This is a genomic window from Halomonas sp. 25-S5 (genome assembly GCF_029889845.1).
Classification (GTDB): Bacteria; Pseudomonadota; Gammaproteobacteria; order Pseudomonadales; family Halomonadaceae; genus Halomonas.
In genome coordinates this window covers 84146-98735 of the sequence record NZ_JARANV010000007.1, presented here as the reverse complement: position 1 = coordinate 98735, position 14590 = coordinate 84146, and the positions used below count along the sequence as shown (strand labels likewise).

Annotated in this window: 18 protein-coding genes; 10 read left to right on the top strand and 8 right to left on the bottom strand. The window is 61.6% G+C overall.

From position 1 onward, the window contains the following. Positions 1-8 precede the first annotated feature (8 nt). The 7 genes from OP498_RS07350 to flgB form a co-directional block, all read right to left on the bottom strand. Positions 9-656, bottom strand: coding sequence for a flagellar basal body L-ring protein FlgH (locus OP498_RS07350; protein ID WP_280553132.1), 648 nt, complete (start codon positions 654-656; stop codon positions 9-11). A gap of 94 nt (positions 657-750) precedes the next feature. Further along, positions 751-1533, bottom strand: a complete 783-nt coding sequence (gene flgG / locus OP498_RS07345; protein ID WP_280549047.1) for a flagellar basal-body rod protein FlgG — start codon at positions 1531-1533, stop codon at positions 751-753. A 38-nt stretch (positions 1534-1571) separates the two neighbouring features. Continuing rightward, a complete protein-coding gene (gene flgF / locus OP498_RS07340; RefSeq protein ID WP_280549049.1) occupies positions 1572-2330 on the bottom strand; it encodes a flagellar basal-body rod protein FlgF in 759 nt (252 codons plus the stop codon). Positions 2331-2352: 22 nt separating this feature from the next. Further along, entirely contained in the window at positions 2353-3630 is a 1278-nt protein-coding gene (flgE, locus tag OP498_RS07335) for a flagellar hook protein FlgE (protein WP_280549080.1), read from the bottom strand. Positions 3631-3676: 46 nt separating this feature from the next. After that, entirely contained in the window at positions 3677-4372 is a 696-nt protein-coding gene (flgD, locus tag OP498_RS07330) for a flagellar hook assembly protein FlgD (protein WP_280553084.1), read from the bottom strand. Positions 4373-4376: 4 nt separating this feature from the next. After that, a complete protein-coding gene (gene flgC, locus OP498_RS07325; protein WP_040187020.1) occupies positions 4377-4784 on the bottom strand; it encodes a flagellar basal body rod protein FlgC in 408 nt (135 codons plus the stop codon). 15 nt (positions 4785-4799) lie between these two features. Next, positions 4800-5210, bottom strand: coding sequence for a flagellar basal body rod protein FlgB (gene flgB / locus OP498_RS07320; RefSeq protein WP_280553083.1), 411 nt, complete (start codon positions 5208-5210; stop codon positions 4800-4802). 114 nt (positions 5211-5324) lie between these two features. Between flgB and flgA the strand changes: the two genes are divergently transcribed. The 3 genes from flgA to flgN all read left to right on the top strand — a co-directional run bounded on the left by flgA (position 5325) and on the right by flgN (position 6922). Next, complete coding sequence (gene flgA / locus OP498_RS07315) at positions 5325-6080, top strand: flagellar basal body P-ring formation chaperone FlgA (RefSeq protein WP_280553082.1); 756 nt, start codon at positions 5325-5327, stop codon at positions 6078-6080. 102 nt (positions 6081-6182) lie between these two features. Beyond that, positions 6183-6476 (top strand): flagellar biosynthesis anti-sigma factor FlgM, encoded by a 294-nt coding sequence (gene flgM / locus OP498_RS07310; RefSeq protein ID WP_280553081.1) that lies wholly within the window; start codon positions 6183-6185, stop codon positions 6474-6476. Further along, on the top strand, positions 6473-6922 hold the full coding sequence (gene flgN / locus OP498_RS07305; protein WP_280549064.1) for a flagellar export chaperone FlgN: 450 nt from the start codon (positions 6473-6475) through the stop codon (positions 6920-6922). Before flgM ends, flgN begins: the two co-directional genes overlap by 4 nt. Positions 6923-6984: 62 nt before the next feature. On the opposite strand, the gene OP498_RS07300 is transcribed toward flgN, so the two are convergent. Next, positions 6985-8745: an EAL domain-containing protein gene (locus OP498_RS07300; protein ID WP_280553078.1), complete on the bottom strand. Its 1761-nt coding sequence runs from the start codon at positions 8743-8745 to the stop codon at positions 6985-6987. 350 nt (positions 8746-9095) lie between these two features. Between OP498_RS07300 and OP498_RS07295 the strand changes: the two genes are divergently transcribed. From OP498_RS07295 to flhC, 7 genes are all read left to right on the top strand, one after another. Next, positions 9096-10778, top strand: coding sequence for an HD domain-containing phosphohydrolase (locus OP498_RS07295; protein ID WP_280553075.1), 1683 nt, complete (start codon positions 9096-9098; stop codon positions 10776-10778). Between the two features lie 156 nt (positions 10779-10934). Further along, positions 10935-11354, top strand: coding sequence for a flagellar export chaperone FliS (gene fliS, locus OP498_RS07290; RefSeq protein ID WP_280549436.1), 420 nt, complete (start codon positions 10935-10937; stop codon positions 11352-11354). Next, a complete protein-coding gene (locus tag OP498_RS07285) occupies positions 11354-11755 on the top strand; it encodes a flagellar protein FliT (RefSeq protein WP_280553074.1) in 402 nt (133 codons plus the stop codon). The genes fliS and OP498_RS07285 overlap by 1 nt, the downstream gene beginning before the upstream one ends. A gap of 752 nt (positions 11756-12507) precedes the next feature. Next, positions 12508-12993 carry a flagellar hook-length control protein FliK gene (locus OP498_RS07280; RefSeq protein ID WP_280549440.1) on the top strand — a complete coding sequence of 162 codons (486 nt, stop codon included), beginning with the start codon at positions 12508-12510 and terminating at the stop codon, positions 12991-12993. Then, positions 12990-13283 (top strand): EscU/YscU/HrcU family type III secretion system export apparatus switch protein, encoded by a 294-nt coding sequence (locus OP498_RS07275; RefSeq protein WP_280549442.1) that lies wholly within the window; start codon positions 12990-12992, stop codon positions 13281-13283. The genes OP498_RS07280 and OP498_RS07275 overlap by 4 nt, the downstream gene beginning before the upstream one ends. 306 nt (positions 13284-13589) lie before the next feature. Further along, positions 13590-13916, top strand: a complete 327-nt coding sequence (gene flhD / locus OP498_RS07270; RefSeq protein ID WP_280549444.1) for a flagellar transcriptional regulator FlhD — start codon at positions 13590-13592, stop codon at positions 13914-13916. 2 nt (positions 13917-13918) lie between these two features. Then, positions 13919-14494, top strand: coding sequence for a flagellar transcriptional regulator FlhC (gene flhC, locus OP498_RS07265; protein ID WP_280549446.1), 576 nt, complete (start codon positions 13919-13921; stop codon positions 14492-14494). Positions 14495-14590 lie beyond the last annotated feature (96 nt).

Here is a 14590-nt window from a genome sequence, read left to right as displayed (position 1 = left end):
GCCACCACCTAGAAGGGCGAGACGTTGAGGAAGAAGCGCTGCAGCCAGCCCATGTGCTGCGCCTCGTTGATATAGCCGTCGCCGACATACTCGATACGCGCATCGGCGACCGAGGTGGAGAGCACGGTGTTCTGGGCCGTGATGGTGCGTGGGTTGACCACACCCGAGAAACGGATGAATTCGGTTCCCTGATTGATGGCGATCTGCTTCTCGCCTCGTACCCGCAGGTTGCCGTTGTTCATGACCTCGAGTACCGACACGGTGATGGTGCCGGTGAAGGAGTTATTGGCCGCGGACCCGCCGCCACCGCTGAAGTCGCTGTCACCACTGACATCGAAGCCATATTCGGCCAACGTCTCCAGGGCGTCTGGCAGCTGTGCCAGGTCGAGACTGGATGAACCACTTCGATCAGCGTTGGACTGGCTGTTCTTGCTGGCACTGACCTCTTCGTCCAGGACAATGGTCAGAATATCCCCCACCATCCGCGGGCGGCGATCTTCGAAGAGGGGATGATAGCCTCGCTCAGCCTGATAGATAGAGCCATTGGCACGGGGTGCGGGTCGGTCGGCAATCTCGATACGCTCCTGCTCACCGACTACCGAGGCACGCGGGATCTGCGCACAACCTCCCAGCACCATCAGGACCACGGTCACCATCAGTAACCGCACGCCAATCTCGCCTTTGCAGCGCCACCGCCCGTGAGTTTTCCGCCCCACCATTCTCTGCCCCAGCATGCCGCGCCACTCCTGGTTACAGCTGGGTCAGGCGCGCCAGCATTTCGTCGCTGGTTTGCACCGCCTTGCTGTTGATCTCGTAAGCCCGCTGGGTCTGGATCATGCTGACCATCTCCTCCACCACGTTGACGTTGGAGGTCTCCACATAGCCCTGGAAGAGGCGACCCGCACCGTTCATCCCGGGCATGGACTCGTTGCGCGGCCCGGAGGAGGTCGTCTCGGCATAGAGGTTGCCTCCCATACTCTCGAGCCCGGTCGGGTTGACGAACGTGGACAGGGTGATCTGGCCCACCTGGTTGTCCTGGCTACTACCCGGCTCGGTGACGGTCACGACGCCATCCTCGCCAATGGACACCGAGAGGGCGTTGTCGGGCACGATGATCGCCGGCTCGAGCGGATAGCCGTTGGCCGTGACCATCTGGCCATTTTCATTAAGCTGGAAGCTGCCGTCCCGCGTATAGGCGGTGGAGCCATCCGGCATCAGCACCTGAAAGAAACCGTTGCCATTGATGGCCATATCCCGCGAATTGCCGGTCGCCTCCAGCCCACCCTGGGTATGCAGCCGCTCGGTGGCCACGGGGCGCACACCAGTTCCCACCTGCATGCCCGAGGGCAGGCGGTCCTGAATGTTGTTCTGGGCACCGGGCTGTCGCATGTTCTGGTACAGCAGGTCCTCGAACACGGCGCGAGACTGCTTGAAGCCGTTGGTGCTGACGTTGGCCAGGTTGTTGGAAATGACATCCAGCTTGACCTGCTGCGATTCCAGGCCTGTCTTGGCGGTCCAGAGTGACTTGATCATTCCGGGTTCCTCTCGATAGTAGGTGACGACTCTGGTGCTTAACCCTGCAGCGACAGCAGGCTGTTGGCACGCTGCGCGTTCTCGTCGGCCGTGCTGATCACCTTGGTTTGCATCTCGTAGCGGCGCGCCACGTCGATCATCGACACCATGGCGTCCACGGCGCTGACGTTGCTGCTCTCCAGCGCCCCGCTGGCGAGACGCACGTTCTCATCGGCCGGCAGCGCCGCTGGCGCGTCTTGCGCCCCGCCGACGGGGCGGAACAGCCCGTCATCGCCGCGTGCAAGCTCCCCCTCGGGCGGGTTGACCAGCTTGAGACGCCCGACCGGCACCAAGGCATCGGGATCCTCCCCGGCGCCGATGGTACTGATGGTGCCATCCGCCCCGATGGAGACCTGCGCGCCCAGCGGCAGCTGGATGGGACCGCCGTCACCCATCACCGGGCGGCCGACACTGGTCAGCAGGCCATTGCCGTCCACCTGAAGGTCACCGCGGCGGGTATAGGCTTCCCCGCCGTCCGGTGCCTGCACGGCGAGCCACCCCTGCCCGTCGATGGCCACGTCCAGGGCACGCCCGGTCTGGTTGATGCTGCCGGCCGAGAGATCTACGCCCGGTGTAGAGGCCGCCACCGAGACGCGGGTGGGCAGCACGCCGTCGCCCTGCACCGGCACGGCGCGCATGGCGTGAAGCTGCGCACGAAAGCCGGCGGTATCGACGTTGGCGAGGTTGTGACTCACCACCGACTGCTGCTCCATGCTCTGTCTGGCGCCGCTCATGGCGGTATAGAGAATGCGATCCATGGGTCAAACTCCGTCGACGCGATCAGCGCAGGTTGATGGCGGTCTGCAGGACCTCGTCCTGGGTCTTGATGGTCTGGGAGTTCGCCTGGTAGGCGCGCTGGGTCACGATCATGCTGACCAGCTCGCTCGCCATGTCGACGTTGGAGGTCTCGATCGCGCCGGACTCGATCGTGCCCAGCAGCCCCGTGCCGGGAGGGCCAACCAGCTCCTGCCCGGAGGCCTGGGTGGCGGACCAGGCGTTGTCACCCTCGGGCTTCAGGCCCTCCGGGTTGCGGAAGTTGGCCATGGCGACCTGCCCCGCCGCCAGCGACTGCTCGTTGGCGTAGTTGCGGGTGACGGTGCCATCGTCCTCGATGGCGATGCCGATCAGGGCGCCGGACGTGTAGCCATTCTGGGTCAGGGAGCTGGTGGTCGAGGTATTGCCGAACTGGGTGGAACCGGCAATGTTCATGGCAAAATTCAGATCAGCTGGCTCATTTGCCATGAAGTCAGCTGAGGAGAAGGGAATGCCACCCGCGATATTGCCATCTGCGTCGACGTCACCTACGCCGGCACGCAATTGGCCGTTTACATCGAACAGAAGGTCATACTCTTCGACAGCAGGTGGGGCGGCATTGTCCATCAGCGCCTGACCGTCCATCGCCATACGGGCTGTCCAGTTATTTGCGCCTGTTTTTTCGTAGTAGACGCTGATATTGCGTGGATTGCCCAGGGAGTCATAGGCCGTAAAGTTGTTCGAGAAATGATACTCGATGTTCTCAGTGGCCGGCGGGGTGGCACTGTCGGTGCGCAGCGTTGTCTGCCGTAGATCCTGGTCGGTGACGCGCGAATCCAGGTTGAAGGTGGTGGCCACCTGGGTGGTGGCACTGGCCGGCATCTCGTCGGCCGCCACGCGTAGTATCTCGGGCTGGCCACCGCGCTGCACGTCCCCTGCTGCATTGGCCCCGAAGCCCATGAGGCGCGCGCCCTGTGAGTTCTGCAGGTAGCCATCCGGGGTCATGGTCAACTGGCCGTTGCGGGAGTAGACCACCTGCCCTGCCTGCTGGAAACGGAAGAAGCCCTGACCGCTGATGCCAAGATCCAGGTTGCGACTGGTCGCTTCCAGATTGCCCTCACTGAAGTCCTGTAACACGGTGGAAACCCGCGTCCCCAGGCCGACCTTGGAGTTGGCAAAGACATCGGAAAACTGGGCGTTGCTGCTCTTGAAGCCCACGGTCTGGGAGTTGGCGATGTTGTTGCCCTGGACGTCCAGGCTGGAGGCGGCGGCGTTCAACCCACTCAGTGCTTGTGAAAATCCCATGTCTTTTCCCCTGCGGATCATTCTTCTGTTGTCTGGAACGAGGCTACTAGAGAATCTGCTTGACGTCGGCAATACCAACCTGACCGTAGATGGCCCCCAGGTCCAGCGAGAAGGTGCCATTCTCATCGGCCGGCGTGATGCCATTGACCATGGCGTAGTTGAGGGTCTCGGCGGCAAGCGGCTTGTCCCCTCGAGTCGCCTCGATGCTGACCTGATAGGAGCCGTCCGCGGCCTTCTGCCCCTCACTGGTCAACCCATCCCAGCGGAAGGACTCAACGCCGGCAGACACCGCCCCGATGTCATAGCGGTTGACCACTTCTCCGGCACCATTGGTAATGGTGACCTTCACGTTGTCGGCGGGGGCATCGAGCTCGATGCCGAAGGGGGTGGTGTTCACTTCACCGGTCTCGCCGTGGTTGAGCAGAACCCGGTTTCCCGGCACCAGCACGCCCTGACCGATCAGGCCACTGGCCTGCAGCGCCTGGCCGGCATTGATCTGGCCATTGATGTCCTTCAGGGACTGGTTGAGCTCCTCGATGCCGCTGACGGTATTGATCTGGGCCAGCTGCGAGGTGGTCTCGTTGTTGTCCATCGGGTTGAGGGGATCCTGGTTCTTCAACTGAGTCACCAGGAGGGTCATGAAGTTGTTGCGCAAGTCGGCGGACTGGTTCTTGGCCTGGTTTGCGGACGGTCCGCCGGCATTCAGGCTGTTGAGCACGCTGCTGTCGATGGTGGTCGCCATGTGCTTACCCCTCGCCCAATGTCAGTGTCTTGAGCATCAGTTGCTTGTTGGTGTTCATGACCTCGACGTTGGCCTGGTAGGAGCGCGAGGCCGAGATCATGTTGACCATCTCGCCCACCGGATCGACATTGGGCATGGTCACGTAGCCTTCCTCATCCGCCAGGGGGTGGCCCGGCCGATACTCCATGCGCATGGGTGAGGGATCCTCGACCACTTCGCGGACACCAACCCCTCCGATGCCGTCGCGCGACTGTGCTCGGGTTTCGAACATGACCTGCTTGGCGCGATAGGCCTCTCCGTCAGGGCCCGACACGCTGTCCGCGTTCGCCAGATTGCTGGCGGTGACATTCATGCGCTGTGACTGGGCGCTCATGGCCGAGCCGGAGATATCGAAGATGGAGAACATCGACATGCGGTCACTCCTGGATTATTCGGGCTGCATGGCCTTCTTGAGGCCCTGGATGCGGCTGTTGAGAATCGTCAGCGCCGACTGGTAACGGACCGAGTTGTCGGCGAACTGAGTCCGTTCACGATTCATGTCCACGGTATTGCCATCGAGACTTGGCTGGTCGGGCACCCGGTACAGCAGCTCGCGAGACGCGCTGGGGAGCCCCTGGCCCTCGATATGGCGCGCGGAGGTCCTCGACAGGGCCAGTCCGCTGCCATCACCGCCCTGCTTGACGGCTTTCTTCAACTCGCTGGCAAAGTCCATGTCCCGGGCCTTGTAGCCCGGCGTATCAGCATTGGCGATATTGCTGGCCAGCACCTTCTGGCGCTCCTGACGCAGCCCAAGGGCCTGCTGATGGAAGTTCAAAGAGGCTTCGAGCCGATCGATCATCCCGGCACTCCCCAGAAAAGGTATGAGTCGACTATGGAGAATAGCCAAGCTCGTGTCATAACAAAGGCCCGAACAGTCGTCATTCGGGTTGCCAATTCACGAGTTTCATCGAAGATGACAGTCGCTAGAATCGTGGCATCAGTCACCCAACCTGGCCTCGACATGCTCCGACATTGTCTATCGTCACGCTCCGCCCGGCATATGGCCCACCTGCTGGCGATGACCTTGTTGCTGCTGGCAGGACCGAGCCAGGCCGGAGAAGATGCCCTGCTGGCGAAGATTCACGCCTTCCTCTACGAGCAAGCCAGGGCCTCAGGCGACGAGGTCGTGATCGAGGTTCATCCGCCACGCGCCAGCCTGCCAACCTGCGAGCACCCCACCCCCTTTCTACCCAATGCCTCCTCACGACCGGTCGGACGCGTCTCGGTAGGCGTGCGCTGTGGCGACCAGGGGCGACAGGTGCGCTATCTTCAGGCCGAGATTCATGTCACCGGCAACTATGTCGAGCTTGCTCGTGATATCGGCGCCGGGGAGGTCATCCGACCCGAGCATCTGACCGAACGGCAAGGGAGCCTGGGGCGACTGCCCCAGCAGACCATCCTGGATCCGGGCCAGGCGATCGGCCAGCAAGCTACCCGCCCGCTCGCCGCGGGCATGACGCTGCAGCGTCACCATCTGCGTCCCCGCCAGTTGGTCAAGCGAGGGCAGCGTGTGGTGATCGAGGCCCACGGAGCGGGATTCCGGATCGCAAGAGAGGCTGAGGCGCTGGAGCCGGGGGGCAAGGGGGAGCATGTCCGCGTGCGACTCCCTGATCGCGAGATCCTCGAGGCAAGGGTCGTTGGCGAGGGGCGCATGACCGTGGACTTTTAAGCTCACCAGCAGCACACTCGCATCTGAGCGTCACACCGCGTTAAAGTTATCGAATCGACGGCCGATACCCTTCATTACCACATCGGTCACGAGGCCATCACCGTGAAAATCGACAACCACCATCCCCTGCAGCGTCCTGCCCAGGCGGAGCCGCGTGACGACACCCGCAAGACTCAGGGGTCAGATCGCGCCCACCAGCAGGATGACGGCCCGTCAGCCACGACCCACCTGAGCCAGGCCGCCACGGACAGCAGTCAGGACATCGACACGGTGCGTGTTGAAGAGCTTCGAGACGCCATCCGCGAGGGCCGACTGGACATGCGGGCCGACCGCATTGCCGATGGCCTGATTGCGAGCGTCCAGGATCTGCTGAACAGCAAGGACGCCAACGAATGAGCCTTCGCCGCCTGCTCGAGGAACAGCGGTCTCGACTGGGGGCACTGACCCGCCTGCTCGAAAACGAACAGGAGCAGCTGCTCAGCGGAACCATCGATGGCCCACAACTCGAGAAGATCGCGCAGGAAAAGTCACGCCTGCTAGCCAGCCTCGAGGAAACCGAGTCGACTCGTGCCCGGATCCAGCAGAGGCTTGGCTATACCACTGGCGGCGACGGTGCGCGTCTGGCGGCCGAAGATGCGGGCTGCCTCACCCAGTGGCAGGCCACCCTTGAGATGGCGGCACACACTGCCCGCCTGAATGACCGCAACGGTCGCCTGGTAAGCCTGCGCATGTCGCACAATCAGCAGATGCTGGACTACATTCACCGCATCGCCGAGAAGCCCGTGTACACACCCGACGGCCGCACGACATCAGGCCAGAGACGACTGAACACCTCTGCTTGATCGCATGGCAGCATGCAACCAGCCCTGCACGCGCCTACCCTCCGGCGCTCTCTACTCAAGACTCATGGTTTCGAGAGCACCTGCAGATCGGGATAACGTCCTAGCCACGTTGCCAGCTCGCCAGCCGCCATCGGCGGGCCCAGCAGATTTCCCTGGACCTGATCAACCCCCTTATGCCGCGCTGCTGTGAGCTGCTCGGCCGTTTCCACCCCCACCATGACGCTTTCCAGCTGCAATGCCTTCAGGCATTGCGACAGCGCACTCAGCGCCTGGCGGGCAAACGAGCTGCTATCCGCCAGGCCATGCACTAGCTCACGTCCGATCTTTCCATGGGAAACCGGAAGCATCGCCAGGCGTATCAAGTCCACGGGGGCACCCCCCAGGTTATCGACTGCCAGCCGAATCCCCATTCTGGAGAGACGACGCAGCAACAGGCCATGGACTTCCGCCTGCTCGGAGAGCACCTTTCCATCGACCTCCAGGCTCAACCAACTCAGCTCACCAGACGACTGACGCAGGAAGCGATCAAGTGGACGGCCATCGAAGACCGCCTGCTCCAGCAGGCTTGCATCAAGATTGATGGATATCCTAAGGCCCGCCAGGGGCGACCCTTCTGACTGCCAGCGCTGGTGCTGAGCAATGACCTGCTCGATGACCCAACGGTCGAGCCTGACCATCTGCGCCATTTCGGCCACCATCGGCAAGAAGGCGTCAGGCTGCAGGACCCCCTGCTTAGGGTGTCGCCAGCGCACGAGTGCCTCGACACCGACGCAACAGCCGTTCTCCAGATCAACCTGAGGCTGGTAGACCACATCGAAATGACGGTCGGGACACAGCAGCGCCTCCTGCAGGCAGTGCCGAAGCGCCATGCGCTGCGAGAGCTGGCGCTTGAGGCCCTGGTCGAAGAACGCATGACCTCCAGGGCGAGCCTTGACCAGCGCCTGACCGGCGCTCTCCATCAACTGCTCCGGTGAACTGCCGTTGTCCGGAAACATGGCGATGCCGATGGACAGGGTAAGCAGCAACGGCGGACGGCCCAACGTGAAGGGCGCCTCCATAGCCTCCAGGCACCGCAGCGCAGCAGACTGCAGGCTCTCCGGGGACACCGGATGCTCTATCAGCACGCCCCAGCGATCGCCACCGAGATAGGCAATGCTGTCCTCACTGCGCAGGGTGCTCGTCAGCCGACGGCTGATCTGAGGCAGCAACGCTTGCATCACCGGCTCACCATAGACCTGCCGGACATCGTCGGCACGGTCCAGCCGAATCAGCAATACAGCCAAGCGCTGGTCGTGCCGATCAGCGCGTTCAATGGCGTGACGTAGACGGTCCTCGAAAACCCATTGGCTCGCAAGGCCCGTATGTGGATCCGAGAACGGTGGAAATTCTCCAGCCTGACCTGCCCGGAGGTCCACGAACGCCAGCATCCTGGCAACCCCGGATGGAGCGGGCTCAGGGGTCATCTCAGACATCAGTACCATTCTGGACGACTCGATCCCCTCACTGGCCAACCAGATACGCTGCCACTGCTGCGTGGCCAGTTCAGCATCACTCTCATACGGAACCGGAAGCCACGACACCATACGCATGATATCGGTCAACGGCTTGCCAATCAGCCTCTCCTTCACCGACCCGAGCAACGCCAGGAAACTGGGGTTAGCCCATGTCACCTTGCCGTGAACATCGAGCGCCACCAGGGCCATCGGGGCATGCTCCAGCACGAGTCGAGACAGCAAGGCGGGGTGGCGATCAAGAATCGAGTCGTCCTTCACGCCATTCCCGGAAGGGTGTTGTGGCGGTGATCCAGCACCATCATCGGACATGAATAACTCCCGGGAAGGTCACGGACCTTAATTTTCTTGGAAAATAGAAGAATCAAGCAATCTTCACCACCGCCCACAAACCAATACCTCATTTCCATTTTCAAGGACAGGGCCCGAGACCACTGCCGAGCGGAGCACCGCTGTCTCTGCGGAATAGAGACATGGCTGAAACACATCACCCCCAGGTGTGAGGGGCAGGCTCCTTCGTCGCATACTCAAAGCGCAGGTCCACAACCCCTAGCTATCGACCGTCTGACCCCAGACTTGAGGAGCCGGGTTTGCCAAGCCTCAAGACAGCAGAGGAACGGCCGATACAAGGTGTAGGACCAACCGGCGAGCAAGAGGGAAGGATGTCGCAGCAACAGGATGGCTATACCCGCGTGGAGAGCCCCACCGAGATCGAGGCGTTGCTAGAGGCCCTGATCGAACCCGGCGGGGCATCGCTTCAGGTGAGCACCCCAGGCAGCAAGCCACTCCCGGTGCTGGTCATGGAGCAGCAGCCCGGCGCCATCCTGGTGCTGGATATCAGCGCCATTCGCGAGATCGCCGGCGAGCTGAAGCGCGGCCAGGAGTTCCGCCTTCTGGGTCAGGCTCAGGGCAAAATGCTACGCACCCCCAGCATGGCAATGAAAGAGTGCCATGAGGAGGATGGCCGCCTGGTGTGCACCTGCCAGTTTCCCTACAGCCTTGAGGTTCTGCAGCGCCGCGAATCCTTCCGGGCCCGGCTCCGACTGGGCATGGAGGTTGGCGCCATCCTTCGCGGCGAGGAGGGCGGGTCAACACAGGGGGATCTAAAGGACCTCTCACTGGAGGGCTGCCAGCTGGAACTGCCGCTCTTCGCCGGCGCCTTGTTGGCTAACACCAGCCAGCCCCTGGAGGTGGAGCTATGCTTCCCCAATGACACACGATTCGCTGTTCGCGCATCGCCACGGCACCAGGAGGTGGATACCGACCGCCAGGCCATTCTCGCCGGTTTTTGTTTCGACCACACCACGGGCGAGCAAGATCGACAACTGTGGTTCTTCGTCCGCGAGATTGAGCGTGAGTCAGCCCGCTACGCCGAAGGCAGCGAGGCGTCACGCCTACCCTCACTGCTCTTCCAGACACGGACGGCAACGCCGCCTGCGGTGGGACGACGCAATACTCAAGAATATCCCACGCCCATGGCAAGGCGCTTAGCATGCATCGCCGGCTACCTGGATGCTCAGCTCCTCGAGCTACAGCAAGGCGGAGAGGTAGACTCGGTACAGCTGTCGCGTCATGCCGATCGTCTCTTGCTGCTCCACGACGAGGACCGCGATGGGTTACTCTTTGCTACACGCTGCCTGCAACACGAGCCACGATTGGTGCGCCATAGCCTCGGGGTGAGTGTCGGCTTGCTGGATCTGGCCGGACTCTCGTCCATTCCCCGCAAGCTGAGCAAGGCCATGGCGGCGAGTGCCATGGTGCATGATCTGGGCAAGGCCCTGCTGCCCACCGAGCTCTGGCAGGTTACCCACCCCGACGAGCACCAGCATCTGCAGATGCAGAGTCATGTAGAAAAGTTGATGCGTCGCATGGGACGCTGCCACTGGCTCTCTGCCAATATCCTCGACTCGGTGGCACACAACATCAATGAACGCCTGGATGGCAGTGGCTATCCTCGCTCCCTGGCTGCAGACGACCTGCACGAACTGGCGCGAGCCGCTGCAGTAGTAGACGTTGTCGATGCCATGCGGCGAGACCGGCCGGACCGCCCCGCCTGGCGGATCGACGCCATCTACCGCCACCTGCTGAGCCATCCTGAACACTTCGACCAACGCTGGGTAAAACGCTACATCAAGCAGTTCGGCCTCTATCCGATTGGCTCCCTGGTTCGCTTCGATAGCGGTCAGCTTGCATGGGTACAGGCCCTCGACACCCAGGGTCGCCCCAGTCAGGTCCAGCTCGCAGACTCACTTGAGCCTCCCGGGCCGACACTGGGCGAGATACTTCAAAGCACCGCATTGCAACGCCTCGGCAGCATTCAGGAAGAACTCCCCATATCGGTCTAAAGTCGCCCCATCACTTGCCGATAACCGAAAATAACTGATCTGACAGAGCCTGTTCACGGTTATGCCCGTCCCGATTCTCGTCAGACTATTCAATAGTGACGGTACCTCAAACACTGGCACCTGACAGGTGCCTCACCAGAGAGGAGCAAGACAGCCATGAGTGCCATGCGAGGAGCGTCCGCCTACGGTCGCGGTGCAAGCGCCTATGCCAAGGTCGGCGTCGAGAGCGGCGTGATGTCAGCCAGCCCGCACCAGTTGATCGTGATGCTGTTTGATGGCGCCCTGGCCGCCATCCGCACCTCACGCATCCACCTCCAGGATGGCAACTCGGCCGAAAAGGGCAAGGCGATCTCCAAGGCGCTGGATATTGTCAATAACGGCCTGCTGGCCGCCTTGGACACGGAACGTGGCGGCGAAATCTCCGAGCGACTAGCCTCGCTCTATGATTATGTGACGCGCCTGCTGCTGGCGGCCAACCTGCATAACGATGTCGAGAGCCTTGACCAGGCAGAGATGCTGCTCAACGACATCGCCTCGGCCTGGCGAGACATCGGCGATCAGGTGGCAAGGGGCTGATGATGGAACATGGCGGAGAGCCCAACACCCAGCAAGCGCTGATCGAGGGATACCAGGCGCTGCTGTCACGCACGCGCCTCATGCTGGATTCGGCACGCGACGCCAATTGGCCGGCATTGGTCGATCAGGAAGGCACATACATCATGCAGGTGGAGCAACTGGCAAAGCTCGATCCCGACAACCACCTTGATGACGATCATCGGGCACGCAAGGTGGAGTTACTTGAGCGGATCCTGGAAAACGATCTCGAGATTCGCGAACGCTTGATCGAGCGTCGCAACGAGCTTGGCAAGCTGATCAGCGCCTCACAGCGCCAACGGAATCTTCGACACGCCTACGGGGTCAGAGAGGGAACATCAACACCCCCCATTGACCTACCCCCTAGCAAGAGAGCCCCGTGAGTGGCATAACCCCCCTGCTGGACACCCTGCTGCACCAGGTGTTGGGTAAACGGGTCGATATCCCCCCGGCCCGAGACCTGAACCAGCCGGTCAAGCCAACATCACCCTCGGATGCTCCAAGAGCCGTGCACAGCGACTCACGGCTTGACGCTCGGACTCGCCCACTCCAGCTGCCGGAGCTCGGACAAACCACACGGGCCCCTTCAGATACCACCTCACGGCCGCTACAGCCGCACGGCCCGCCCCCCGCCTCGGCCCAAACCCACTTCAGTAACTCGGCGCGGACCATCGCCGACCTGCTGGTTCGCTTTCCCGCGCCGCCCTCCATCGTGACAACTCCGACGCCACTGATGGCACCCAGGCAGATTCCAGATCCAACCGTAGTAGCGACCCGCCTGGAAGACAGTATTCGCCATAGCGGTCTGTTCTATGAATCGCACCTTGCCCGCTGGTACAAGGGGGAACTACCGCGCCAGCAACTCGAGCGGGAGCCCCAGATGTGGCGAACCCTCCAGTTCACGTCTTCAGGGACAAATCATGTCGCAATCCCGCCGGGCAATCCCGCCGGCATCCGCGATACCCCCTTTCCACCTGTACCATTACTCCCCGAAGGCGGTCGCCACTCCTCCCCTCTGTACTCGCCCAATTCCCAAGGAACCCCCTCGCAGGCGACATCCCGGGGGAACTCCCCGACCGCGACCAGCAAGCCGTCCCAGGCTAGCCCAGCCACTGCGCCCCTCTCAGCTCCCGGAATGGAAGATGCAGCCAATGCCAAGGTGCGTGAGCCGCTGTCTGATACCGGCCTTCGCCCTCACACAAGTCAAGCTGTTCAGGAGAGCCTACAGGGAATCGTCCGCCATCAGCTCGAGATGTTGGTGACGCCGGCACTGCGCTGGGAAGGTGACGTCTGGAGCGGCCTGTTCATGGCGCTGATGATCCAGCTTCCGCCTGGACCTCAAGACCGCTCTGATAGCGAGGGCACCGATCAGCAACGGAAAACCACCGAAAAGCAAGGGTGGCGCTCAGAGATCGATCTGGATATCGCCGGCATTGGTCGATTGCAGGCCTCGCTGCGGATGAAGGCCAATAGCGTGGAAATCGAGTTACGCGTGGCACACGATCCGTCTCGCCAAGAACTCGAGAGAGGCCTCGACAGCCTGAGGTCTCGACTGACCGGCCATGGCTTCGAGGAAATCAAGATCGACCTGCAAAGGTTTGAAGAGGGGCAGATGTCATGAAGGGCAAGGACCATGAAGACCGTCGCCAGGCCGTCGCCCTCGCCTATCACGAAAGCGATGGCGCACCGCGGGTCGTAGCGCAAGGGTATGGAGAGCTCGCCGAGCGCATCATCACGGAAGCCCGGCGCCAAGGGATTCACGTTCATGATGCACCGGAGCTTGTCGGCCTGTTGATGCAGCTGGATCTGGACGAAGCGATTCCGTCACGGCTCTACCAGGTCATCGCAGAGCTGCTTGTCTGGGTATACGAGCTTGCTCCAGGTGAGACCTCGGACAAGAGCCGGACGTGAACCGCTGTTACACCAGGAAGAATTCTGCTCCTTTGTGTAAAGATATGTAAATATCTAAGTATTATGTAACTACCCAGCAACAGTCTCATCGGTATGATTTTTCTCATCTTTTTTTATTAGGTCTTACCAATATTCCCAGGCGGCCATGGCCGGGTACCCCTTGAGGCTGATTGCATCTGCGCCTCAACCACAGACAATACACGCGTATGAGATGTGCCAGCCTCGAAGAGGATCAGCGAGCACAGGGCAACACAATAACCTCACATGGCCCAGGCCATGAAAAAGCGTGATAGCCGACAGGGAACCATGGAAATCAATAACTTAGTTGACGAGATTCACGAACTGAACCTCGCATATCTACTCCTTGCCCAGCGTCTGATCAATGAGGATCGGGCCACGGCCAGGTTTCGCCTCAAGATCGATGACGAGATGGCAGATCTGATTCAGGGGCTGAACGCGCGCCAGCTGACACGGCTTTCGCGGGTCAATCAACTGCTCTGCCATTTTGGTCATGACCGCGCCGAACATCTACGCCAGCTGACCCATAACCCCCGGGAACAGGGTCTTGCCCAGTTTCATGCATCGCTGCTGATGGCATCCCGTCCGGCGGTCCCATCCACCGCAGAGGGATAGGCATGGCCAGCAAGAGCCTGCTACTGGAAATGCAACAGGTGCAGTTGGCCATCGACCTGATCGAGCTCGGTGCGCGGCTGCAGGTCCTGGAGACCGAAACCGACCTGAGCCGGGCCCGTCTCCTTCGCCTGTTCAAGGAAGTGCGCGGCATGTCACCGCCCAAGGGGATGCTGCCTTTCTCCACCGACTGGTTCATCACGTGGATGCCGAACATCCACTCGTCACTGTTTTACAACATCTTCCTGCGCTTGCAGGAGGACCATGGCTGCGAGCGAATGGAAGCCTTCATCAAGGCCTATCAGCTATATGCGGAGCAGGTGGAGACCGATGACGCCGAGACCGTGCTCGGCCTGACACGCGCCTGGACCCTGGTTCGCTTCTTCGAGAGCGACCTGCTGCAGCTCTCGGCCTGCACCCGCTGCGATGGGCATTTCGTGGCGCATGCCCACAGCCCAGCTCATGACTATGTCTGCGGCATCTGTCAGCCTCCCTCTCGGGCCGGCAAGACCCGCAAGCGCCAGCAGAGTGCGGTCGACAGGGCCCAAGCAGAAGCGTCTCCTGTGCACCGCCTGGCCTGAACCACTATCAAGGCTTGATACCGCGGGGACTCCCCTTCCCCGCGGCCATGCAGGACAATTTCATCACCTCCCTCAAGTCTCGCCCGAGACAGCCGA